The organism is Pseudonocardia sp. KRD291, assembly GCF_019263595.1.
Taxonomy (GTDB): domain Bacteria; phylum Actinomycetota; class Actinomycetes; order Mycobacteriales; family Pseudonocardiaceae; genus Pseudonocardia.
Genome location: NZ_JADQDD010000015.1, coordinates 14,023 through 37,178 on the forward strand (window position 1 = coordinate 14,023; position 23,156 = coordinate 37,178).

A 23,156-nucleotide genomic window follows, 5' to 3' on the forward strand; every position below is an offset into this window, starting at 1 on the left:
CCGCTCCGGGTTTGCTCCGGCTGAACAGCCCAACCGAGGGGTTCGTGTGACATCCCGTCGACCTGGCCACGCCCGACCGCGCGTCCGTCCCGGGGGCGGGCCCTCGACGCAACCGCCGGCCGAGCTCGTTCAGCTCCGCCCCGGGACGTCGCGTGGTAGCCCTCCGGGAGGTCGTCGGGATGCCACACCCCGGCCATCCCGGAGATCTGCCCGCCCGGCGAGGGCGCTCTTCCCTGCGTTGGCATTTTCAACGTGAGGGTGGCTGGCCGACCACCTCCGGTCTCGGTCCTACGCACGGTTGCCAGAGTTCTCTCCGGTCTTGTTGCCCTTCAACGCAACCGCAAGCAGTTGAGCGAATAGGCGAATGAAAGGTTCGTGGCGCTGAGTTAGCTCACCAGGTTCGAGGGCATCGACGGTAAGGAGACCGTAGATGCGAGCGTCGGTGGCCACGGGCGCCGAGATGAAAGTCTTATAGACCCTGCTGACCGCACCCGGGGGGCGGTTCTGAGTTAGGTCGGGCCAATATTCGGCCTCTCGCTTGTCAAGCTGCTCGAAAACGTGACGGTGATTCGGATTGCTCTCACGAAAGATTGTTGACGGGCCACCTTCTCGACCGTCATACACAGTTTTGCACTCTAGCCGTCTACTCCCGACGTGTCCGCTTAACTCGAAGAAGCATGCTCGCACGCGGTCGGCGCCGATGAAATTCGAGGCGTAGCTGACTATCGCCCGGCGCGCCTCTGCCTGGACGCCGGACCTCTGGACGGAATTAGTGGTGACTGCCTTGCTGAGGATATCGCTATATGGCAAGAAGATGTCGTTCAGGGCAATCTCAAATTTGGTGACTGCTCTAGTGGCGAGTTCTGACGCGTCGTCGGCCGCAGCCTCGGCTTCTTGACGAGCCTTGGCTTGGGCGAACGTCTGGACCGCCGCAAGAACGATCACAGCAGCAGTGGCGAGTCCGCCCACCACGGTTAGAGTGACGACTTGCCAGGGCTTGATGTTGGTGCCCGCAACAACTTGCGCCACATACGCGGCAGCCGCCAGGACTGCGGCAATGATGCCCAGGGTCCACCAGCGTCGAGTTAGGGGCTGGGTGTCACCAGGCATAGCGCTGGAGGTTACATTGTGATGATCGATTATGTAAATCGCGACACAACGTCACCTAGGGTAACTACGAACTGCTCCTCCACTGGGCCGAGTGGGCTACGATCCTTGCGTGTGCGCTCGCTCGTTGATGTACTCAGTCGGTCTGCACGCTGTCAGCGGTCGTGTACTGACAGCGACGACCATTGGAGGTTGCATGGCGAGTCCGGCATCAAGCCATAAGATTCCGAGTGTTGACCCAGAGATGGAGCAGGCGGTTGGTGAGCTAATTGAGGATGCCGACGGATACTTCGAAGCACGGTGGGCTCGACGACATGGTGAAGCTGCCGAATTTGTAAAGGGCGAGCTAGCGGCCGCCGCGGCTCGCCGGAAAAGTCGACGGTAACCGTTACTCGCGGAGACCGCGGAAGTAGTGCGCCAGGCGGGGACCGGCCGGAGGCCGCACGCCCCGCGTGGCGTGGCGCCCGGAGGCGCCGCTTTGATCAAAGGAACGGAAGTCTGAACGCACGGCTGCAAGATCGTCCGGGTCACTAGCACGCTTGCGGGGTGCCAGGCCGGTGAGAATTGTCGGTGCTCGGGGTCAGACTGCCGGCATGGCGGTGGAATGGCAGGCGGGGTGGGTAGTCCCGTCGCTGGCCGAGGTGCGGGATCTGGGGTGGCTCGCCCGATGGCGCCACTTGGCCAACTCGCATCCGTGCGACGCGGCATACGCCGAGGGGGTCGGCGCAGCGATCGCCTGGGTCCAGGGGTCGGCTCGGGTGGGGCCGGCGACGGCCCGGTCGGAGTCGCCATTGACGCGGCAGTTGGTGACGGCAGAGATGTGGGCGGCGATGGCGCTCAACGACGGGGGCGGTACCTCGGAGCGGACGTTGCGTGGTGTCTGCGCCGTGCAGGGCGTCGCCTATGTACGGCCGGATTTCGAGAGGGCAACGCTGGATCACGGCTCGGGGATCTATCGGACGCTGGGTTGGCTGATCGGCAACGGTGACGGCTGGCGCGGTGGGCGGGTGCCGCCGTACGAGATCCCGGCCCGTGACGCCGCCGGGAACGTGGCCGCTGACCCGCGCTCGCGTGAACTCGTCGAGCTGATCGAGCGCACCCGAGCCGCCGACGTGGCGATGCAGCCTGCCCGCCGCCGGTGACGCCGGGCCGCTATCGGTAGGTATGGCCTCACGCCCGCCAATGAGATCCGCTGGCCTAATCGTCGCCTGCTGAGTCGGTGTCTTCGGTGGTGTCGGTGAACGGGTCGTGCTGGGACAGGTCGACGTCGCGGTCCTCCTCAGCGGTCTGGCTGGCTTCGTAGGCCTGGCGTGCGGCCAGCTCGGCGAGCGTCCGACGGGCGCGTTCGGCGTTCTCGGCGCTCTCATCGCTCGGCGCGACCCGGTCATGGGTGACGTGCGCACGGACCGGATCGCGGTCGGCCGCGTCGCGGATGTCCTCGGCGTCGGTCTCGACCGCTGCGGCCTCGTCCTTGCCGAGGTGGTCGTCGCTGAAACGGTCGGCGTGGGCCTGGTCGTGCTCGTCGCGGTCGTCGGACAGGTCGGTGTCGGTGATGTCGCGGTGGGGCTCCTCGTCGCGTTGCGCGGCGTCGTGGGCGGCGTTCCACTCCTCGGCCGTCACCGGCGGGTCGTCGGCACGGTCGGCGCCGCGCTGGGCGACGATCAGCCGTGATCGCTCCGCGTTCTGCTGGGTGACCGCGCCGGCCATCAGCGCCAAGTTCCGCGCGCGGTCGGCTTCGGCGAGCTGCCCTGCCCGCTGGTCGAGTTCGGCTGCGTCGGCGGTCGCCTTCTCTGCTTGCGCCCGTAGTTCGGCGGCTCGGTCGGGTTCAGATGCCGCGTCGGCTTCGGTACGGCGCAGGGTGGCGGTGTTGCGGTGGTCGTCGGCGGCCTGGCGGGTGCCGGCGAGTTCGTGCGCCACGTACGGAGGCAGGGTCCGCTGCTCGCGGTCCCAGGCGCGGATGCGAGAGAAGTGCGCACCGTCGGAGAGCTCCAGCTCCTCCCGGTCCGCTTCCGGTCGTCCGAGGGCGGTCCAGCCGGCGTGGAACGACGCATAGGCCTCGACCCGGCCCGGCCTCGGCGCGCGCCCCAGGACCTCGGTGGGGTCGGCTGGGATCTCGGATCCGTCCGTCGGCTGGTCGGCGTCGGTGGGACTGTCGTGGCCGTTGAACTCGCGGGCTCCGGCGACGTCGCCGGCCCTGCGCTCCCACTGCGCCCGAGCCTCCGGGTCGCTATCGGCGTCCGGTACCGGGCCGAGGAGGTCGGTCGCCCAGCGGGGCGGCTCGGCGGCGGTCTGCGCGCCGAGGTCGGCGGTACGGCGGTCACCGTGGTCGGCGAGGTCGTGCAGGTACCGGCTGGTCTGCGGGTCGTCGAGCGCGGGCACCAAACCGGCCCACCCGTCGTCGCGCGGGGTGAAGTCGTGACCACTGTCGCGCAGGCGCCCGTAGACGACGTTCGCGAGGTTGCGGGCCCCATCCAACGGCTGCTTCGCGATCGTGTCGTGCAGCAGCTCGTAGGGGTCGTGGCCGGCTACCTCTGCGCGGCGCAGGATGCGGGTCAGGGTGGCGGCGCCGTCCTCGGCGGCGAGCTGGTCGCGCTGCTCCGATGTGAGGGCCCCGTGGTCGGTGAGGCGGTCCAGCCACGTCGCGGTCCGGCCGGTGGCGGCCTCGTGGGCGACATCGGAGAAGCGTTCCCCGAGGGTCTGCAACGACTGCGCCCACTCCTGCGAGTCCGCGGAGACGGCGAGCGCGGAGCGGTCGGGCTGCGCGGCCTCGACCGCGTCGGCGTGGATCGCCTTCGGGGACCGGTGTAACCGCTGCGCGTCGCCGCCCTGGGCGGGGTCGGCGACCTCGATGACGGTGGCGCAGTGCGCGACGTTGTCCGCGGTGCCGCGGGTCAGCCCGACCAGCCATGCCGGCGCGTCGGTCTGATAGGTGATCACCGAGTGCGCCGAGTCCACGGTCGCGCCCTGCCCGCAGTAGCGGGTACCGGCGTAGCCGAGCGCGAGGTCCTGCGCGACATAGCGGGGTGAGAGCACCATCCGCTGCCCGGTCTCGCCGTCGCCCGACGACGCGGCCCTGGCGACGGCGTCTCGGGCCGGGCGGGTGAGGTCGGTGCTCACCTCGAGTCCACCGTCGTCGCGCACCCCGACCACCCGGAACAGCTCGCGGGTCCGCGGCGGGCGGGTGTTGCCCTCGTAGCCGACGAGGTCGTGACCGATCGTACGCGCCTCGACGAGATCCCCGACCCCTGCCGTGGCTCCGGTCAGGCCGAGCTGGACGCCGTCCTCCTCGACCAGGCCCAGTTCGACGAGCCGGGCCCGCAGCTGGGAGGAGACGCGCGCAGCGGCGTCGTTCTCGTCGACCAGCAGCAGCGAGCGCTTGCCGTCGAGGGTGTCGGCCAGCCACGCCGTCGCGGCCGACTCCTCAGCCTCGGCGACGGTTCCGCAGTCGCGGAGCCGGCCCTCGCGGTGGTAGTCGTCCAGCGCTGTCGGGTCGCCCTCGCGTAGCCGCAGCGATGCATCTCGTTCCCACGCGGCCTCGAAGCGGCGGGCCTCGTTCAGCTCGTAGCGGGGCGCGCCGGACCCTGCGACCAGATCCATCCCGCCGCCCGCGCCGATCGCGGCGAGCTGGCGCGGGTCCCCGGCCAGCAGCAGGCCGGCACCGGCCGCGTCCACGTGCCGGTGGACCGCGGCCAGCGCGGACAGGTCGGCCGTCGCCGACTCGTCGACGACCACGATGTCCCCCGCCCGCAGCGCGAACTCCAGGTCCTCGTCGACACCGCGACCGCCGGTCAGGCGCTGCTGTGTGGCCAGCCAGTGCGCGGTGTTGCGGGCGGTGAGTCCCTGCTCGCGCAGCACCTCGGTCGCCGCCTCCGCGGTGGCCAGCCCGAACATCCGGCGCGGCGTACCGCCGGTCAGCTCCGGGTCCGTCCAGGCGCGCGCCAGGGTGCCGACCACGAACGACTTCCCCGTCCCGGGCGGCCCGACCAGCACCTCGACCCGCGCTCCGGAGGTGAGCACACCGCGCACCGCGGCCTCCTGCGCCGCCCCCAGCTCGACACCCTCCGCCGCCAGCCCCGTCAGGAACCTCTCGACCGAGGGCCCGGCCATGACCGCGCCGTCGCGAACCGTCGCCGCGCCGGCGAGGATCCGCTCGGTGTGGATGTGCTCCGGGGTCGCGTACAGCTCCGAGCCCGGCGCCGTGAACGCCGATCGCCCGTTGTCGAGCCGATACGCGTCGGGCTCGCTCTCCGCCGCGGGGCCGGCGTCCTGCACCCCGAGCCCGCCGGACGCGAGCGCGTCATCGGCCAGGGTGCTCAGCAGCTTGGTCAGGTCGTCGCCGTCGGACATGGCGAGGTAGTCCGGCAGCGCCCGGTCCAGCGCGGCGATCAGATCGGCGCGCGTCCACACCGCTTTCGACTGCTGCACCTCGTGCAGGGCGACGGCGATCACCTCGCTCGGCACCCACCCGTTCGCCTGCAACTCGTCGGGGCGGGCCGCGAGAGCGGTGTCGGCGATCGCGGACAGGTTCGTGTCGACCTCGGCCCGCATCCGCGCCTCGACGTCGTCGAGCAGCTGCTCGCGCGTCGTGCCCTCGTGCGACTTCCCCTTCCTCGTGGCCAGCGTCGCGGTCTGGGCGAGGCGTTCGAGCTGGTAGCTGTTCGGCGCCTTCCCGTGCCGGGCCTCGAACGCCTCCACCAGCTCCGCGGTCTTCGCCGTCACCTGGTGGCGGCGGCTGGAGATGATCCCCATCGCCTCCGCGGCCACGCCGAGCACCTCGCGCGCCTTCCCGTCCGGGCGAGTGGCCAGCAGCATCCCGACCGCGGCGGTGAACCGCTCGTTCGTCGTCCGCTCGGCCAAGGCCGCAGCGGCGGGCCGCGCCCGGTGCAGTGAGCGGCCGTCGATCGTGCGCCATTCACCGTCCGGGCCCTGGACCCGGTTGAAGATCCCGTTGTGGATGTGGAGCTGCGGGTCGCCCTCGCGGGAGTCGTGCTGCAGGAACGACGCGACGGTGAAGTTGTGCGCGTCGGCGTAGCGCCCCGCGGCGCCGCCGTGGTGTCCGACGCGGGTGTAGCCGGCCTCCTGCTGCAGGAACGTGAGCCCGGTGTTGTTCCCGGCCCAGATGGAGTCCTCGACCGCCTCGCGCAGCTGCCCCCACGCCGCGGCCTCCTCCTCGTTCCCGGCCGTGCGGGCCGCGACCTCGCGCGCCTCGAACGCGGTGTGCACGAGCGTGATGGACTTCTGCACGCTGAACGTCGCGTCGAAGAACGCCACGTTGTGCCGTGCACTACGCCCGGCTTCCGTCCAGAGCTGTGCACGCCGTTCCGGGTCGGCGTCCGGCTCGCGTTCGAGCGCCTGGTCGAACAGGTCCTGCTCGGTGGCGTACTTGCGCCCGGTGTGCCCGAGCGTGGGCACCGTGTCCCACGCCTTCGGGTCGCGGAAGCCCTCGGCGCGCGGGTCGAGGTAGCGCTCGTAGACGGCCCGCATGTCCTGGGCCTCGACCAGGCCGGTGAGGCCGAGCTGTTCGGCGCCGGCGCCCCACCACCGGCCCGGTGGCTCGCCCTCGGCGACCGCGTCGGTGTAGTAGTTCTCCCGACCGGTCGCGACCTCCCGGAGCAGGTACTCGGGGCTGTAACCAGTGTTGATTCTCAGCACCATCAGTGCTCACCGCCCGCACGGCGAGCGGTCCGAAGCATCGAGCGGAGCGGGAACGCGTCACCGCCCGTAGGCGGCCGGCCGGAGGCCGGCCCGCCCCGTCGGATCGTGATGCAAGGGTGTGCGGCTCTTGATCCTTTGCTCGTGTTCCTGCTTTCGGTGTAGTCGCTGTGCTCTGGTGAGTTCGTGCTGGTCGCGGTCTGTGTCTGGTTCTCTCGGATCGGCGCGGTCGTCGCGGGGGCGTTCATGAGTTGGTCTCGGTCGTCGCTGTCGGGTCCTGGGTCTGGTTCCGGAGGTGGCGCAGGGTCCTCGCGGCAAGGCCTTCGGAGACGTCGGCCGCTGCGGCGAGGGTCCGGACGCTGGGCCACGCGCCGTGGTCGGCGCGGTGCGTCTCGGCGCACGAGGTCGCGCGCTCCCGGAGCGGCGTCGAGGGCGCTCCGAGTGCCTGGCCGTCCCGCGACGGCTCGGCTTCTCTGATCGACGGCACTGGTTCGAGATCGCGGGTCAGATCAGTGGACGCGGCCGGACGGACATCGGCGCGCGCGTGCACGGCGGCCGGGTGCACACGGGACACGCGTGCACGGGCCGCCGCGTCGTGTACGGCGGCGGCCGTCGAACGCCGGTCGCCGTGCACACCGGGCACGGGCAACGCGCGCCCGGTCCCGAGCGGTGGCGTTGACAGCGACGCGTCAACCGGCGTCGCCCGCTCCCGCTCCGCGGTCGACGCGTGGTCCCGGGGTGGCGGTGTCGAGAGCAGGTAGAGCAGGTGCGCGGTGACCGCCGCCGCGACGGCCGGCCACGCCCCGATCCCGAACCGCAGCAGCGCTCCAGACGCTCCCGGCCCGCCGGGGTCGGTGGCGAGGTAGGCGGCCTGGGCGAGCCCGGACAGCCCGGCGGCCAGCACCACGATCGTCCACGCGTAGCGGGCTCCGGCCCGCGGGAGGCACGACGTCGCCGCGTAGGCCACGAGGGCCAGGCCGTCGGTGATGAGCGGGTAGAGCCAGGCGATGCCGGCCGGGACCCGGGCGGCCACGGCGACCTCGTAGAGACCGTGCGCGGTCGCCACCGCGGCACCGGCCGCCACGGCTCCCCCGGCGAACCACACCGCCCGGCTGCCGTGAGCCGGTGCGGCGGACCCGAGATGATCGGCCCGGAACGAAGCGGCAGCCCGAACCTGGGTGTCGCTCGCGCTGGGCCGGCCATCCGTCGATCGGGCGTAGGGCTTCGTGGTCATGGCAGGTCTCCTCCCGGCCCGTCGAGGGGGCCGGTGGTCAGGTGGTCGATCAGGTCAGGCCGTGCGCGATCGGCCGGGCGGGCCGGGTCGCTGGAGCGGACGTGGCCGGCGCGGTGGCGGCTCGGGCGCCGGCCGGTCCCGGTCCGAGCCCCACCACCCCGCGATCAGCCGCAGCTCGCCCTCGGCGGGGACCACGGGTGCGCCGGACGGCGCGGTGGTCCAGCCCTCGCGGAATTGGTGGCGTTCGCGCGAGCAGGTCCCGGCGCGGGCCTCGATCCGTCGGACGACGCCCGGGCGGTGCCGGTCGTGCCAGTCCGCCGCGGCGGCCACCGATGCCTTCTGCCCCTGGTAGGCGCCGATCCAGGCGTGCATCAGCCACAGCAGCTCCTCGACGACGTCGGGGTGCCAGCACCAGCACTCCGGCAGGCTCGCCGCGGCGTCGCTGTAGCGCAGGTACACGCGCGTCATCCAGCCGGCGAGCCCGTCGAGCACCTCGGCAGCCGCCGCCGGGTCGACGGGCAGCAGCATCCACGTCGGCGCCGGATCGCTGCGCGGCTTCTGGGCCAGGGCCGTCACCGCGTCCGAGAGCTGCGCGACCGTGCGAGCCAGGTCGTCCACTCTGGTCGCGGCCTCGCCCGCCCGGGTGCGCGCCTCGTCCGCACGGGCGGCGACGTCCGCTACCCCGGCAGTGGCCTCCGCGGCACCCGCCGCGGTCCGGGTGGCGGCGGCGAGATCACGCCGGATCCCGTCGAGCTGGCCGACCAGCGCCGTCACTGTCTCGGCGCGAGCGAACTCGATGTCACCGCCGGGGGTCATCGGGCCCACCTCCGTGCCCACCGACCCGACCGAGCCGGTCCCGGGAGTGCCCGGGGACGGGCGAGGTCGAGGCGTTCGCGCATCGCGTTGTACTCGTGCCGCCGACCCGCCCGCTCACCGACGTGATCGGGCCAGCGCCCCGCAGCCGCGGCCAGGGCACGCTCGATCCACCGCCCGACCGTGACACGCACGGCGGGTACCGGGCCGATCCGTTCGTGCAGCCGCTTACACCGGGCCCGGTGCGCGGCCAATGCCCGGACGTCGCGGCGACGCCAGCCCTTGCGCGCCCAGCCCAGCACCGGCGGGCACCCCGAGGTCAACACCAGCACCCGGTGCTTGGGCAGCGCCGCGATCTGCGCGGCTTGCAGGACCGGGACCCGGCGCAGGTTGCGGTGGGTCCCGCGGCCGTGGGCGTCGGTGCTCGTCACCCACTCGTCACGCTCCCCGACCAGGGTCGACCAGTGCATCAGGTCGTCACGGTCCGAGCAGCCGCCGAACACGACGGTCGTGTCCGCGTTCGTCAGCGTCGCCGCTGCTCCCTGCGGACCGTAGGTGTTGATCAGCTGTGCTCGGGACTGGCAGGCGACCATGATCGTGATCCCGCGACCGCCCATGTCCGAGGTCCACTCCGGTAGCGGCACCGGGCAGATCTGTGTGGCTTCGTCGAGTGCCATCCGCAACGGCGGATCCAGCCGGCCTCCTGGCATCACCTCCGCCAGACGGCGCGCCTCGCGGGCGATGTGCCCGGTGAGCGCGCACATCAACGCGGTGGTGCGGGCGTCGCGCGCGCCGAGCAGGAAGACCGTCGCCCGGCTCCGCAGCAGCCACTCCACGTCGAACACCGCACCCGGGCGCCCGGCCGCGGCAGCCGGCCCGTGGGTCAGCCACCCGAGCGCGGGCATGATCGACGTGGTGATCGACGTGCGCGTGCGGTCGTTGGTGTCGAAGAACTGCAACACGTCCTGCTCGAATGCCGGATCGCCCGCGCGGCGCAGCAACGGCGGCACCTCCCGCCCGGCCTGCTGCGGGTCCGCGACCCATCGCAGGACGTCGCGCATCGTGTGTCCGCCCAGGGCGGCGGCGTGCAGCAGACCGGCCAGCACGCGGCGGGCTTGGTCGTTCCAGTGCTCCCGATCTCCCGATCCGCCGGCGCCCTGCGACGGCGGGATCATGTCGGTCGCCCGCTCGGCGGCGGTCACCGGCTGCTCGCAGCCCGAGAGCGGGTCGAACCCGATCGTCGAGACCACCCCGCCGAGTCCGGCCGGGTTGAACACGACCACCGGCCCCGTCCGGCGCCGGAGCGGCCCGACCTGGTGGTAGAGGTCGGTCTTGGTGGAGGTGACCAGGACGGCGCCGGGAGCGTCGAGGATCTGGTCGGTCAGCGCGGCGGTCTTGCCGTAGCGGGGGCCGCCGATCACGACGACCACGCCCTCGCACGACGACCACACCCACAGCGGCCCGACCCGGCAGATCCGCACCCCGACCGTCGCTGAGGGCATCACGGCACGTTGCCAGCGCGACAGCGCGGACAGGCTCGGCCGCACGGTCATCGCCAGCCCACGTACCCGCCTGCGGACCCGCAGGATGTCGACCCCGGACGCGACGCCGGACTTGCGGCGCGAACGCCGGTTCCACCGGCCCAGCGACCCGGCGGTGCGCGACCATCGGTGCCACACCAGCAGCCCCACCACGCCCACGATCAGCAGCAGACCCGTCCAGGTCACCTGCTCGGCCAGCCACCGGACACCCGCCGAGACGAACAGGACCGCGCCGGCCCCGAACCCGGCTGCCGGCCCCCACGATCGACGACGCCAGGCCAGCGCGGTCGCGACCGACAGGCCGAGCGCGAGCAACACCGTTCCGCCGGTCATCGCTCGTCCTCCCGGCTCTCCGGCACGGTGTCAACGGTCGGCCGGTCGGCAGCCGTCGGCCAGACGGCCCACCCGGCGGCGCCGACCAGGACCAGGAGCCCGGCCACGATCACCGGCTGCGGCACCTCACGGAGCAGAGGCGTCACCGCCAGCGCCGCGACCACGCCGATCGCCGCGGCGGTCCACGGCCGTCGGCGCCACCAGGCGAGCACCATGCATGTCGACGCGACCACCGCCACGACAGAGAACGCGGTCAGGATCGGATCCATCACCACTCACCGCCCTCGATGTCAGCCCGCCATGCCGCGACCGCGGCCCGGTGTCGTGGGCAGTCCTCGGTGTGGCCGGACTCGTTGTCGTTGGGGTGGGACTCGAACGGGCCGCGGTCTGCGACCTGCTGGTCGCACGACCCGCAGCGCCACCACGTAGTCGGCGTCCGGAACAACCCCTCCCCCGGCCCGGTGGGATCGGGTGCGCGGCCCTCGACCAGCCACTCGAACACCGCCTCGCCCCGCGACCGTTCACCGTCGGCGGGTACGCAGAGGGCGGCGCCGATCTCGTCCCACGAACGGCCCGCTGCTCGGGCGTCGAGGGCGTGCTCGGTCCGCTGCGACTGCGCTACCCGCGCCATCAGGTCGGCGGCCCGTACCGCTGCCATGGGGTCGTCGAGCCTGGTCCGGGTCAGTACCTGGAAACCGTCCACGGGGACGTCATCGCGGACCGCGCCGAACGCCTCGACCGCAGCCGTGATGATCAGCTCTCGGACCCGGTGCGCAACACGTGTCCGGTGGTCCCGGGTGGTGCCGCCGGCGTTCACCGCGCACCTCCGGCCACACCGTCACGCAGGGCGGCGGCCCACCGGTCCACGGTCCGCCGTGACACCCCGCACGTCTGCGCGACCCGGTCGCGGTCGCCGCCACCGGCCAGGGCGGCGTATCCGGCCTCCCGGCTCTCCGACGGCGTGCGGCCGACCGAGCACACCGGCCGCGCGAACGGGCCCGGCCTGCGACGGCGCCGCACCGGGCGGGCGGACCGGCGCAGGCCCGCCCGCTCCGTCTCGCCGAGCCCACCAGCGACCCCGAACGGCAGATCCTCCACCGCCCAGGCCAGGCACTCAGGCTGGACCGGGCACCCGGCACACACCCGCTTCGCCGCCACCTCGGCACGTTCCAGTGCCGGGCCGTCGATCGCAGTCGGGAAGAACATCTCCGGATCGCGGTCCCGGCACGCCGCCGAGCTCCGCCAGTCCCGGGCCTCGCCGGTCCCCTGCTCGCGTCCTACCATCGTCATCTCTCCTGTTCCCTGTAGTGGTGCGGAGAGATCGGCCCGGCGGCTGACTTCCGCCAAGAACCCGTCGCCGGGCCGAACCCCTCGTTTCGTGTTGTCCTGCACTGCATCCCGCGCGGCCGATCTCGCGGTCTCGGGCCGGTTTCTCACGAGCCGGCCTCCTCGTCGTCGGCCGGCTCCTCGGGGGTGAACTCGGTGTCGCAGACCCCGCAGACGATCGGCCCGGCCTCGCGCACCGACGGCGCGACCCGGATCCGGCGCCCGCACCCACAGACGCAGGCCGGCGGGCCCGGCTTCTTCGTCGTCTCCCCACCCGTGGGCTCAGCCGCCCGGTACATGCGCAGCACCCGCCCCAGCTCGGCGATCACCGGCTCGTAGGCGCTCTGCGTCGCGGCGGGGACCGTGGTCGGCGACCAGCCGATCCGCGGGTCCTTGACGACCTCGATCCCGACCTCGGTCGCGACCGCCTTGAACTTCGCGTTGTGCCAGCGGCCCTGACGCGAGGTGTCCTGCACCCCGCGGGCGTGAGCCAGGGCGTGCGCGGCCTCGTGCAGCAACGTCCCCAGCACCGCCGCGGGGCCGCGGGCCAGCCCCTCGCCCCCGATGAACACCTCGGCCATGCCGACCTGCCCGGCCTCGCTCTCGGCCGGAGTCCAGCGCATCGCCGCGAAGTGCCCCAGCCGCAGCGCGCCGCCCCGGTCACCCGATCCGGCGCCGAGCACGATCACCACCTGCGGCAGCTCCGGGTGCCGGACCCGGATCGCCTCCCAGGCCTCCTCCAGCGCGCCCACCATCGGCGCGCTGATCGCCCCCGTCTCGCTGTGCTCCGTTGACACGGTCGCGTCAACCACGGCGGTCACCGGGCCACCGCCGATCGGACAGCGTTCACGAACGAGGTCGGGTGGGCGTGCGCCTCGACCGGCTCGCCGAACCGGCCGCGCGAGTCCGGGCACAACACCGAGCCGTCCCGGTGGGAGAACTGCGGAACGGCTCCGGCCCTCGCGGGCCACCCCAGCGGGGGCGCGCACTCCACGACCTCGCGGCACCCCGGGCACACCAGGTGCTCCGGATCGACGCCGGTAGAGGGTGGGGAATCGGTGACGGACATCGTGGCCTCCAAGAGGGACGCGGGCCGGTCGGGCCGTTGACGTGGGTGGCGGGCGCTGTCCCCGCCGCCCTTCGGCGCGTCCGCGCGGCCTCCGAGGCTCGCGATCAAGGGCGGCCGCCAGGCCGTCGCCGAAGGCGATGCGCAGCACCCTTTTTCGTGAGTGAGGCCGTGCTCAGCTCGGCCCGGCCGGCACGCCCCGCCGCAGGCGGGACCTCCCGCAGTTTCCTCGGCCCGCGTGGCCTTGAACGCGAACCCGCGCCCGTCGGAACCGCCTGCCGGGGTCACGACCCCGCCCCCGACGTCGCGGCCCGCTCGGTCTTGTTCAGGGCGGGCGTCGCCGCCTCGTCGACACCGGACATGAACGACGACAGCGCGCCCGGCAGCCCGTCGCCGACCGGCGTCGCGACGAACATGACGATCGCGACCAGGGCGAAGAGGATCGCACCCAGAGCCGACCGGGCCTTGGCGCAGATTGCCGCGCCGACGATCGCGAACAAGATCAGCAATCCGACGCTGCCCATCAGCCGGCGCTCCGATGACGGGCGGCCGAAACACCGGCGGCGCTGATCTCGCGCGTATCCGGGTGCGCCATGACCGACGCCGGATCCGCGCCTGCGATCCACTCCTCGGCGACGGCGCGGCTGACGTACCAACGATTCCCGATCCGCCGTGCCGGCAAGATCTCCGGAATCAGGCGGCGGATCTTCTGGCAGTTGGAACTGGCCGAGCCACCCGGGCCGACGGCACCGAACCAGAGTTCGGCGACCTCTTCGACGGTGAGCAGCAGGGGGTGGTGCAGAGCGTTCTCCGGACCGTCGCCGTCGTCCGGACGCGACGTGTCAGAACGTTCGCGATAGTGAACAGACATCGAGACTCCTCCTGTGACGGGCGCCAACTTGGCGGCGCCATCACAGGAGAACCCCGGAATGCACGAGGGACCCGGACAAAATGTCCGGGTCCCTCAGAGATTGCGACTGATCACCGAAATCTAGTTGTCAGGGAGGAACAGGTCAACTGCTGACGTTCAAACCACGAATGGTGCGGTAAGGCGAGACCGATCAGTCGAGTGGCCTGGCTGCAGCGCCTTCACCGGTGGGTCGCTGGCTCCGGCTGCTCAGCGCTCGCAGCCGATGCCGTCGTCGTCGGCGTCCAGCCTGTGCTTGTCCGAGCCGGTGACGTCGTACGGCCCGCCTAGGTCTCCGCAGTCCAGGTCCTTGACCGAGACCGGTATGCATGGCGAGTACCCGGGCTCACACCCCGAACCCGCCGCCTGTGCCGTGGTCGGGGCTGGCGCGGCCGCCGCGGCGACCTGGCCGATTTCAGGCGCACTCGCCTGGAGGTCTGCGTCCTGGCGGGCCGCCGCCGCTTGCCGGGCCTGGGCTTGACGAGTTGCTGTCTCCTGAGCCTGCCGGTCGCGCTCGGCCTGCGCTGCCTGCTGCTCCACGACTCGCTCTCGCTGACGGGCCTGGTCGCCCATCGATCGATGGGCGTCGTACACCGCCGCGACGGTGTCGCGGGACGTGCTCAGCTGGGCCGTCAGGCGCTGGACATCGGCGGCTGAGAGCACGCCCCAAACGAGACCCTGGCGAGGTCCGGCGAACACGGATTGCAACTGGTCCACGCGACCGAGTAGACCCTGTGTCTGTGCGGCGGCCTGGTCGAACTCGGCTGAGCTCCACGGCGTCGCCGCGACCTGCGCCGCAGTCGCCTCCGAACTCAACGCTTCTACCTGGGATGGGACGGTGCAGGCGACGGTGTCGGCGTAGAGGCCCCGCCCGTCCGCGCGCGCTTCCTCTTGGGCCTCGACCACGTCGCTGTAGTAGCGATCGTTACCTCCGACCTTCGAGGCAGTCCCAAGTCCTTCGCGTGCGATCTCGGCGTTGACCAGTCGGTCCTGTCCGTCGTAGACGGCGGCCAGCGTGCGGTCGTAGCGGTCGAGGCGCTCGACGTCGAACGCCAGCTGCACCGTGCTGCCGACCGGGATCATCTGTGCCAGACGGGCCGCGGCTTCCGGGCCGAGACACTCGACGTCGCGGTTCGGGTCCTTGGTCTCGGGGGTGTCGACGTTCAACAGGCGGATGCTCGTCGTCCGCCCCGCGACGCTCGCCTCGAACGTGTCGCCGTCGACGATGCGCTGCACCACGGCCTGCTCGGCGGAGGACTGCACGGCGACATAGCCGACACCTGCGGTCACCCCCGTCGCCGCGACGATCCCCACGACGACCTTGCCGATACCGATCACGAATTGCCCCCTGAAGGCACGACGGGGCCGACCGTCGGTCTCGCGCGACGCTGGACCCGAACCCTGAGTCTCCCCCGACATATCGGGCACGTGGGTCCGGCGTTATCGGCGAGCGCGGTCGAGGCCGCGGTGCACCCCCGAGATCATCACAATTGCGGAGGGAGACGAAGTTGGTCAGCGCCGGCGCCGTGCCGGATCCGGTATGGGCTTCGGCGGATCCGCTGTGCTCAGCTCTACCCCGATGATCTGAGGTGTCCAGGGTGCGACAGATGCGCCACACCCGATGGTCCGCTACCCCGGTCAGTGCACTCGGTCAGGCTCGTCGACGAGCCGCCCAACCGCAACGATGATCGATTCCCACGGGAGAGCGCGATCGGCAGGCGCTTGACGCGGCTCGTGCAGGGTCCAGACGGCGGGCCCGTAGATCAGGTGCACGTCGCCCGCTCTCAACGCCGAGAGATGGCCGGCCCACGCCGGATGCCGCGCGTGCGCCGCGTTGACCCGCGGGAAGACGGCGACCGGGACCTCCGGGTTACCGATGGCCTCGCACACCGTCGTCAGGGCCTGGTTGTCCGCGATTCCCAGAGCCAGCTTGGCGACGGTGTTGGCCGACGCAGGGGCCACGACGTAGCAGATCACCGGCGGGTGCGGGCTCTGCTCACCGGGCTGCCGAGGCGCCACGCGCACCGGCAGTCCGGTGACTGCCTCCAACTCGGCGATCTCACCGGACTCGTCGAGCCACTGACCGGCCGTCGGGGTCAAAGTGACCGCGACCCGCCATCCGCGATCGAGCGCGGGCAGGACGAACCCGGAGCGGATCGTCTCGACCCCGCCGACCGCGCTGGCGACCAGGCCGACGACGGGACGGTCGTCGCTCACCTGACCGCCCGGCAGCGTTGGGCGAGTCCCCGCAGCTGCGACGATCGGCTCCCACCTGTGACGGGCGCCCGCCGGTGCATGGCCTTGACCGTCTCGCGGACGACGGCGCTGTGCCGCACCAGCGCGGGCGCGGTGCGTTCTGCGTCGAGCAGCAGGGTCACCGCGTCATCGTCGCGAGCCAGGTGCGAGAGCGCCCGCGCGAGGTCGATCATGTGCGTCACCTGGCGCTCGACCGGCAGGTGGGCCACATCAAGATTCTCACCTCGCCTGGCGACCCATGCCATATCGCCGAGGTCGAGCCCGGCTGACAGGCGGTGCAGCTCGACGTTGGTCGGGCCGAAACCCGTCTGCCAATAGTTGGCGTCCTCGCCGAGCCGCTCGGCCGAGCGCTCTGCGTGCGCGAGCAGCTCGTCCGCGGCGGCACGGTCCTGCCTGCGGGCCGCCGCCACCGCGGTCCGCAGGTGCAGCATGCCGAGCAGGCTCAACGCGTCCGGGTCGCCGGCGGCGACCTGCGGCCCGAGCCAGCGGGCCGCGGTCTCGCCGAGGCTCAGCGCATCGTCGTAGCGTCCGACGGCCAGCAGGGCGTGTGTCGCCGCCCGGGCGGCCGACGCCAGAACGAGCGGGTCCTCGGCCTCGTCAGCCGCCTTCATCGCACGTTCGGCGGCGATCCACGACAGGTCGGCTTCGCCGACCTTGCTCAGGGTCGTCGCCGCCAGGTGGTGCGTGCGCGCCGACATCGCCCATGCCCGCCGGCGCTCGCCCGGTTCGCGGTCGGCAGCGCTGTCCTCGAGCTGCTGGGCGGCCTGGATAAGGCGCGGGAGCCGCTCGACAACCTCGCCGATCCGGCCGCGCTGGTAGTCGGACCACAGGAACTCGACCAGCTGCTCGGCCTGCCGCACGTCCGGTGGTGCGCCGGTCTCCGCGGCGAACAGCACCCGGGACAGCCGTCCCGGAGCCATCAGCGCGTCGCGGATCGCGGGGATGTTGTCGCGTTCCTGGTCGTCCTCCATGAGGACGGGCTGGCCCATGAGGTCGCCCAACGAGACGCGCAGGGCGCCGGCCAGCTCGGTGAGCAGGTCGACCCGGCGGATCTGGCGCTCGCCCCGCTCGATCTTGCTCAGCCAGTCCGTACTCCGCCCGACGAGACCGGCGAGCTGGCTCTGTGTGTACCCACGCCGCTGCCGGTAGAAGGCGATCCGCTCGCCGATCTGCATCTCGTCACCAGCCCCGCGCACGGTCTCAGGCTACCGTCGTCCGGCGCCTCGAAAAGGACTCTCGCACAATCGGACGCACCGCCGTCACGAATCCATCCAAGCCGCGTCCATTACCGCTGCGCCGGCCGGGTGCAGCTCCCCGCGTGCCACGTAGATGTCCGTCAGCGTGCTGATCTTCGCGTGGCCGGTGAGATCCGCCTTCTGGCGGTCGGTGAGCAAACCAGAGTCGTGCCAGATCGTCGCCGCCGTCTTGCGGAACGTGTGACTGGTGACCGCCCAGTCCATTCCGGCGGCTTTTCGCGCCTCACGCACATAACCGACGACGTTGTTCGGATCCTTCCAGTTGAATCCCCCCTTTGCGGCCGATGCCGGGAAAACGGGAACCTCCGGACCGTAGATGTCCCGCGCGCGGAGAGCCGCCACCACGAACTGTGGCAGCGGAACGATCCGGAGCGAGGTATCGGTTTTCCCGTCGTGCCGGTGGAGTCCCTTTCCCCGGTGCCGGACGATGTTGCCGGTGATCGCGACGATCGGTACGGCCCGCAGCGTGTCGCCCTCGACCACCGGGACGCCCTCCAGGTCGACGTCGCACCACCGGACGCCGAGCGCTTCCCCCATCCGCACGCCAGTGCCGATCATGAACGTCACGATGTCGGGCAGGTCGCGACGGCGCGCGCGGACCTGGGCGCGCGCCTCCTCGTCGTCCTCCGACGTCCCGGCCATCCAGTCCAGAAAGTGACGCCGCTCCATCGTCGTCAGTGCCCGAGGCCGGCGGGGGCCGCGCTCGATCGGGTCCAGGTGCCGGATCGGGTTGTCCGCCATCGCCTCGTGCTGCACGGCGACGCGCAGCACGAGCGACACAACGGTCCGGATCGTCTTGCGGGACTCCGGGCTGTGGCGGGCCGGTAGCGAGTTGAAGAACGCGTCGAACCGCGGGACGGTGCACTCGTAGAGGCGCCACTGCCCGATCGCCGGCAGAATTACGGCCCGGAGCCGCTGCCGGTAGGTGTCCGCGGTCGTCACAGCGCGGGCGCCGTCACGCACTTGCGCATCCAACTTGGTCAGCCAGATCTCGGTCGCGCGCTCGAAAGTGTGCTCCGGTCGCAGCGGTCCCGAGGTGCTGCCGATCCGCGAGCGGATCTCGTCCTGGATCGCGCGGGACGCGGCGGCCTTCGTCGAACCGCTGCGTTCGAGCAGCCGTGTCACGCCGTCGTAGTCCCGGAAGCGGCACTTCGCGACGTAGCTGCCGGTCGCTCCTCCGGCCCGTCGGGCGACCCGGATGCTGCCGTGGGTGCCCATGGACAGCGGTGGTCGCGCCATGCGCCGCACCGCCCTTCGGCCGGACCCACGGATGAGTTTCCGTTGGGTTTCCGTTGGATACGATCACCGTACGGGGCACGAAGCAGTGATCACAAGCCGCTGAGCTGCAGGTTTGTGGGGCGGGTCGGGTTCGAACCGACGACCTGACGGGTTATGAGTCCGCTGCTCTGACCAGCTGAGCTACCGCCCCTGAACGGCGGAGAGGTGGCCACCGACGTCCGGACAGCGCCGGCGACGACCATCCGTCACGGCACCGCGGGCCAGATGGTAGCGGCCGCCACGGCGTGGGCGACGCCCTCCGGCCCGACCGCCGGTCCGATCAGTCGGTCAGCCGCCGGAGACGGGCGAGACCGGTTCGGCGTAGGTGCGCCGCCAGTCCGTCTCGATCACGCGTTCCGGCGGTGCGACGACCGGTCACCGTTCGATCACACTGGCAGGCAGGCGGTATGGGACTCCTCGACGGCAAGGTGGCGTTCGTGACCGGGGCGGCGCGCGGGCAGGGGCGCACGCACGCGGTGCGGATGGCCGCCGGGGGTGCGGACATCGTCGCCGTCGACGTGGTGGCGCCGGTCGCGGCCGACAACGGTGCTGTGGCTGGTCAGCGACCTGGGCCGGACCGTCACCCGGCGCCCAGATCCCGGTCGATCTGGGCGCCACCGCGCTGTGACGCCTACCAGGGGTCGGTCCGTGCCCACTCCGGCCGCCAGCCGATGAAGCGCGGCATGACGATCACCGCGACGAGGCTGATCACCGCCGTCAGCACGAGGTAGCCCGCCGCCCACCACGGGTCGCCGGCGCCGAACGCGAGCAGCCCGGTCAGGAACACCGGCGTCAGGCCCGACGCCCAGATGCCGGACCCCTGGAAGACCAGCGACATCCCGGTGTAGCGGACGCCGGTGTCGAACAGTTCCGCGAACAGCGCGGACTCGGTCCCGGTCATCGCGGCGTAGAAGACGCCGAGCTGCGCAACTATCGCCGTCGCGGCCAGCCACGGAATCCCGGACTGCACGGCCAGGAACGACGGGACGACCGTCAGCCCGAACCCGGCCGCGCCGATCCCGAAGATCCGTCGCCGGCCGTAGCGGTCGGCGAGCCGGCCCGCGACCGGTGTCAACACCGCCATCAACAGCGCGCCGCCGGTGACGGCGAGCAGGATGGTGGTCTTGTCCATCTCCACCGTCGTGGTGGCGTAGGTGATGATGAAGACGCCCCAGGTGTTGAACGCGGCTCCCTCCGCCCAGCGGGCGAGCATCCCGGTGCCGACACCGCGCCGGTGCGCACGGGCCCGGAACACCTCGACGATCGGCACCGACGCCGTCGCCCCGGAGGAGTGCAGCGCCCGGAACTCCGGAGTCTCGAGCACCTTGAGCCGCACCACCAGGCCGACCCCGACCAGCACGACGCTGAGCAGGAACGCGATCCGCCAGCCGATGCTCAGGAACGTCTCCGGGTCGAGCACCTGCCCGAGCAGCGCGAACACACCGGTGCCGAGCGCCAGGCCGAGCCCGAGACCGATCTGGGGGACGCTGCCGTAGAGCCCCCGCCGTCGGGGCGGCGCGTTCTCCACCGCGAGCAGTACCGCGCCACCCCACTCGCCGCCGACCGCGATGCCCTGCAGGACGCGCAGCAGCACGAGCAGCAGCGGCGCCGCGACGCCGATCGACGCGTACGAGGGCAGCAGTCCGATCAGGGCGGTGGCCACGCCCATCATCACCATCGTGGCGACGAGCGTGCGTTTGCGGCCGAGGCGGTCGCCGATGTGGCCGAAGATCACCCCGCCGATCGGGCGCGCCACGAAGCCGACCGCGAACGTGCCGAACGCCAGCAGCGTGCCGGCCACCTCGTCGCCGACCGGGAAGAACAGCGCCGGGAACACCAGGCCGGCCGCGGTGGCGTAGAGGAAGAAGTCGTACCACTCGACGGTCGTACCGATCAGGCTCGCCGCCAGCACCGTCCGCGGTCCCGCCGGTGCCGGTCCGATGGAGTGTTCGGCGAGGGTGGTGCTCACCTCGCGTCCCGCATGGCGGCGAACGGCACGGAGACCGACGCGTCCGGGTCCAGGCCGGCGCCGTCGGGCGGGGACCACAGACCGCGTTCGTGCAGGATCGGCAACACGCCCTCGCCGACCTGCCATGCCTCCTCGAGATGCGGGTAGCCGGACAGCACGAACTCGTCGATGCCCAGCTCGTGGTACTCCGCGATCCGGTCGGCGACCTCGGTGTGGCTGCCGACCAGCGCCGTCCCGGCCCCGCCGCGCACCAGCCCGACGCCGGCCCACAGGTTCGGCGAGATCTCCAGGTCGTCGGTGGAGCCGCCGTGCAGCTCCCGCATCCGGCGCTGCCCGACGGACTCGCTACCGGCCAGGCCGGTCTGGACGTTCGCGATCATCTCCGGGTCCAGCGCGTCGAGCAGGGACTGCGCCTGCGCCCAGGCGGCCCCGGAGGTGTCGCGGGTGATCACGTGCAGCCGGATGCCGAACCGCACGGTGCGGCCGCGGTCCTCGGCGAGCTTGCGGATCCAGGCGATCTTCTCCGCGACCTGCTCGGGCGGCTCACCCCAGGTCAGGTAGACGTCGGCGTGCTCGGCGGCGATGTCGCCCGCGGCCGGCGACGAGCCGCCGAAGTAGACGTCCGGCACCGGGTCGGGCAGCCGGTCCAGGAACGCGTTCTCGACGTGGACGTGCTCGCCGTCGAGGTCGATCTTCTCGCCCCGCCAGAGCGCGCACACGACCTCCAGGAACTCGCCGGTGCGGGTGTAACGGGCGTCCTTGTCCAGGAAGTCGCCGTAGGCGCGCTGCTCGCTGCTCTCGCCGCCGGTCACGACGTTGACCAGCAGCCGTCCCGCGGAGTGGCGCTGATACGTCGCAGCCATCTGCGCGGCCAGCGTCGGGGAGACCGAGCCGGGGCGGAACGCGACCAGGAACTTCAGCCGCTCGGTGTGTGCGACCAGCATCGCCGTCGTCAGCCACGCGTCCTCGCACCACGCGCCGGTCGGGGTCAGCGCGCCGGTGAACCCGACCTGCTCGGCGGCGCGGGCGACCTGGGTCAGGTAGCCGATGCTCGCCGGGCGGATCGCCCCGGCCGAGCCGGTCCCTACACCGTGCCCGCCGCCGACGAGCTGACGGCTGTCGCCCATCGTCGGGAGGAACCAGTGCATGGTCAGAGGGGCGTCAGAGGACACGGGCGAGCCTTTCAGGCGCAGGAGGACGCCGTCCCTCGTGCGGAGCGGGGATGCGGCGGATCAGGACCGGGAGATCGTCACCGGCGACAGGACTGCAACTGCACCCGTCCGAGATCGAGCCAGCGACGACGCGTCAGCTCGCTCGCACCCATCCCACGAGCGCAACAGACGGGCCTTCGCGACGCAACCGGTCGCGATCGGCGTCACTGCGGCTCGGCTACGAGTCGTCTCCTCGAAGAGGACGCTCGACCTGGTCGAACACTTCTCGGCTCCCCTGCTCGCGGAGTCTCCAGCCGCTCACGAGGTCCGACGGCGGAGCCGGTATCGTCGTCACCCCGCGACATTCCCGGACAGATCGGGCCCCAGTATGACGGAAGCAAATTCGGGAGCAACCGATCGCCCCGACGAGGATCGCACGCAGTCCTTCGGAGGTACCGCCGTCAAGCTGGCGGGAAACCCACTTGGCATCATTGCCTTGTTCATTGTGTTGGTCTACGGTGTCGCGGCACTCATCACCGCTTTCGCGTCGCGCCTCGCGCCGTACGAAAGACTTCCGCTAGTAATTTTCCTCGTCGCGTTTCCCGTGCTCGTACTCGGCTCGTTCCTGTGGCTGGTGACGAGATACCCACAGAGCCTGTATGCCCCGAAGGACTTCGTCAACGAGGACAACTGGGTACGGGTGCAGCTGGAGACCGCCGTATCTCTCGCTGCAGCGAAGAAGTCTGACCCCGCTGGGAGCGAGGTAAATGTCGCATCCGTCGTCGACGCCGTACAGCGCGCGGCCGAGCCGAGCCAGCGACATCGGGGGGAGACCACCCGTCGAGAGCACATTCTGTGGGTGGACGACAATCCACAGAACAATACATACGAACGAAAAGCGTTTGAAGCTCAGGGATGCATGATCTCCCTTGCCATGAGCACAGAAGAAGCGCTTGCCAAGTTGGCGCAGAGCACCTACGCGGCGATCATCTCGGACATGGGTCGCGCCGAGGGAGCACGAGAAGGCTACGTACTCCTTGACGAAATGCGACGGCGCGGAATCAGCACACCGTTCTTCGTCTACTCCTCGTCCGGAGCGCTTGAGCACAGACGGGAGGCATCAGCTCATGGCGGCGACGGAGCCACCAACCGCGCTGACGAACTCTTCACCATGGTGTTGAGCGCGATTCGATGAGTCGGCGTATTCGAGCTGTGGCGATCGGTGCGGTCGATCCGCCCAAAAGATTGCCGGCCACGAGGAGGATCA

The 23,156-nt window shown here is 71.4% G+C and carries 18 protein-coding genes, 1 tRNA gene and 2 pseudogenes; 3 read left to right on the top strand and 18 right to left on the bottom strand.

Annotation, left to right across the window (positions count from 1 at the left end; genetic code table 11):
• Positions 1 to 288: 288 nt before the first annotated feature.
• Positions 289 to 1,110 carry a GAF domain-containing protein gene (locus I4I78_RS04285; protein WP_218609861.1) on the bottom strand — a complete coding sequence of 274 codons (822 nt, stop codon included), beginning with the start codon at positions 1,108 to 1,110 and terminating at the stop codon, positions 289 to 291.
• A gap of 590 nt (positions 1,111 to 1,700) precedes the next feature.
• Here I4I78_RS04285 and I4I78_RS04290 point away from each other — a divergent pair.
• Complete coding sequence (locus I4I78_RS04290; RefSeq protein ID WP_218609862.1) at positions 1,701 to 2,249, top strand: hypothetical protein; 549 nt, start codon at positions 1,701 to 1,703, stop codon at positions 2,247 to 2,249.
• Positions 2,250 to 2,304: 55 nt separating this feature from the next.
• Here the strand turns inward: I4I78_RS04290 and mobF are convergent, their stop codons facing one another.
• From mobF to I4I78_RS04365, 15 genes and pseudogenes are all read right to left on the bottom strand, one after another.
• Positions 2,305 to 6,762, bottom strand: coding sequence for a MobF family relaxase (mobF, locus tag I4I78_RS04295; protein WP_218609863.1), 4,458 nt, complete (start codon positions 6,760 to 6,762; stop codon positions 2,305 to 2,307).
• Positions 6,763 to 7,003: 241 nt separating this feature from the next.
• Complete coding sequence (locus I4I78_RS04300) at positions 7,004 to 7,993, bottom strand: hypothetical protein (RefSeq protein ID WP_218609864.1); 990 nt, start codon at positions 7,991 to 7,993, stop codon at positions 7,004 to 7,006.
• Between the two features lie 54 nt (positions 7,994 to 8,047).
• A complete protein-coding gene (locus tag I4I78_RS04305) occupies positions 8,048 to 8,809 on the bottom strand; it encodes a hypothetical protein (RefSeq protein WP_218609865.1) in 762 nt (253 codons plus the stop codon).
• A complete protein-coding gene (locus tag I4I78_RS04310; protein ID WP_218609866.1) occupies positions 8,806 to 10,680 on the bottom strand; it encodes a type IV secretory system conjugative DNA transfer family protein in 1,875 nt (624 codons plus the stop codon). The genes I4I78_RS04305 and I4I78_RS04310 overlap by 4 nt, the downstream gene beginning before the upstream one ends.
• Positions 10,677 to 10,949: a hypothetical protein gene (locus I4I78_RS04315; protein WP_218609867.1), complete on the bottom strand. Its 273-nt coding sequence runs from the start codon at positions 10,947 to 10,949 to the stop codon at positions 10,677 to 10,679. The genes I4I78_RS04310 and I4I78_RS04315 overlap by 4 nt, the downstream gene beginning before the upstream one ends.
• Entirely contained in the window at positions 10,949 to 11,497 is a 549-nt protein-coding gene (locus I4I78_RS04320; RefSeq protein ID WP_218609868.1) for a hypothetical protein, read from the bottom strand. The genes I4I78_RS04315 and I4I78_RS04320 overlap by 1 nt, the downstream gene beginning before the upstream one ends.
• A gap of 194 nt (positions 11,498 to 11,691) precedes the next feature.
• Positions 11,692 to 11,964: pseudogene (locus I4I78_RS32570) on the bottom strand (WhiB family transcriptional regulator); the annotation flags it as partial.
• Between the two features lie 149 nt (positions 11,965 to 12,113).
• Positions 12,114 to 12,827: a hypothetical protein gene (locus tag I4I78_RS04330; protein WP_218609869.1), complete on the bottom strand. Its 714-nt coding sequence runs from the start codon at positions 12,825 to 12,827 to the stop codon at positions 12,114 to 12,116.
• 529 nt (positions 12,828 to 13,356) lie between these two features.
• A complete protein-coding gene (locus I4I78_RS04335) occupies positions 13,357 to 13,596 on the bottom strand; it encodes a hypothetical protein (RefSeq protein WP_218609870.1) in 240 nt (79 codons plus the stop codon).
• Positions 13,596 to 13,970 (bottom strand): helix-turn-helix domain-containing protein, encoded by a 375-nt coding sequence (locus tag I4I78_RS04340; protein WP_218609871.1) that lies wholly within the window; start codon positions 13,968 to 13,970, stop codon positions 13,596 to 13,598. Before I4I78_RS04340 ends, I4I78_RS04335 begins: the two co-directional genes overlap by 1 nt.
• Before the next feature lie 219 nt (positions 13,971 to 14,189).
• Positions 14,190 to 15,317, bottom strand: a complete 1,128-nt coding sequence (locus tag I4I78_RS04345) for a thermonuclease family protein (protein WP_218609872.1) — start codon at positions 15,315 to 15,317, stop codon at positions 14,190 to 14,192.
• 300 nt (positions 15,318 to 15,617) lie between these two features.
• Complete coding sequence (locus I4I78_RS04350) at positions 15,618 to 16,196, bottom strand: flavoprotein (protein ID WP_218609873.1); 579 nt, start codon at positions 16,194 to 16,196, stop codon at positions 15,618 to 15,620.
• Entirely contained in the window at positions 16,193 to 17,431 is a 1,239-nt protein-coding gene (locus tag I4I78_RS04355) for a helix-turn-helix domain-containing protein (RefSeq protein ID WP_218609874.1), read from the bottom strand. Before I4I78_RS04355 ends, I4I78_RS04350 begins: the two co-directional genes overlap by 4 nt.
• Before the next feature lie 63 nt (positions 17,432 to 17,494).
• Positions 17,495 to 18,730, bottom strand: coding sequence for a tyrosine-type recombinase/integrase (locus I4I78_RS04360; protein ID WP_218609875.1), 1,236 nt, complete (start codon positions 18,728 to 18,730; stop codon positions 17,495 to 17,497).
• A 115-nt stretch (positions 18,731 to 18,845) separates the two neighbouring features.
• A tRNA-Ile gene (locus I4I78_RS04365) sits at positions 18,846 to 18,920 on the bottom strand.
• A 256-nt stretch (positions 18,921 to 19,176) separates the two neighbouring features.
• Between I4I78_RS04365 and I4I78_RS04370 the strand changes: the two are divergent.
• A pseudogene (locus I4I78_RS04370) lies at positions 19,177 to 19,302 on the top strand (SDR family mycofactocin-dependent oxidoreductase); the annotation flags it as partial.
• A 98-nt stretch (positions 19,303 to 19,400) separates the two neighbouring features.
• Here I4I78_RS04370 and I4I78_RS04375 read toward each other — a convergent pair.
• Positions 19,401 to 20,738: an MFS transporter gene (locus I4I78_RS04375; protein WP_218609886.1), complete on the bottom strand. Its 1,338-nt coding sequence runs from the start codon at positions 20,736 to 20,738 to the stop codon at positions 19,401 to 19,403.
• Positions 20,735 to 21,886: an LLM class flavin-dependent oxidoreductase gene (locus I4I78_RS04380; protein ID WP_218609876.1), complete on the bottom strand. Its 1,152-nt coding sequence runs from the start codon at positions 21,884 to 21,886 to the stop codon at positions 20,735 to 20,737. Before I4I78_RS04380 ends, I4I78_RS04375 begins: the two co-directional genes overlap by 4 nt.
• 391 nt (positions 21,887 to 22,277) lie before the next feature.
• Here I4I78_RS04380 and I4I78_RS04385 point away from each other — a divergent pair, with 391 nt between their 5' ends.
• A complete protein-coding gene (locus tag I4I78_RS04385) occupies positions 22,278 to 23,084 on the top strand; it encodes a response regulator (protein WP_218609877.1) in 807 nt (268 codons plus the stop codon).
• The last annotated feature ends 72 nt before the right edge of the window (positions 23,085 to 23,156 follow it).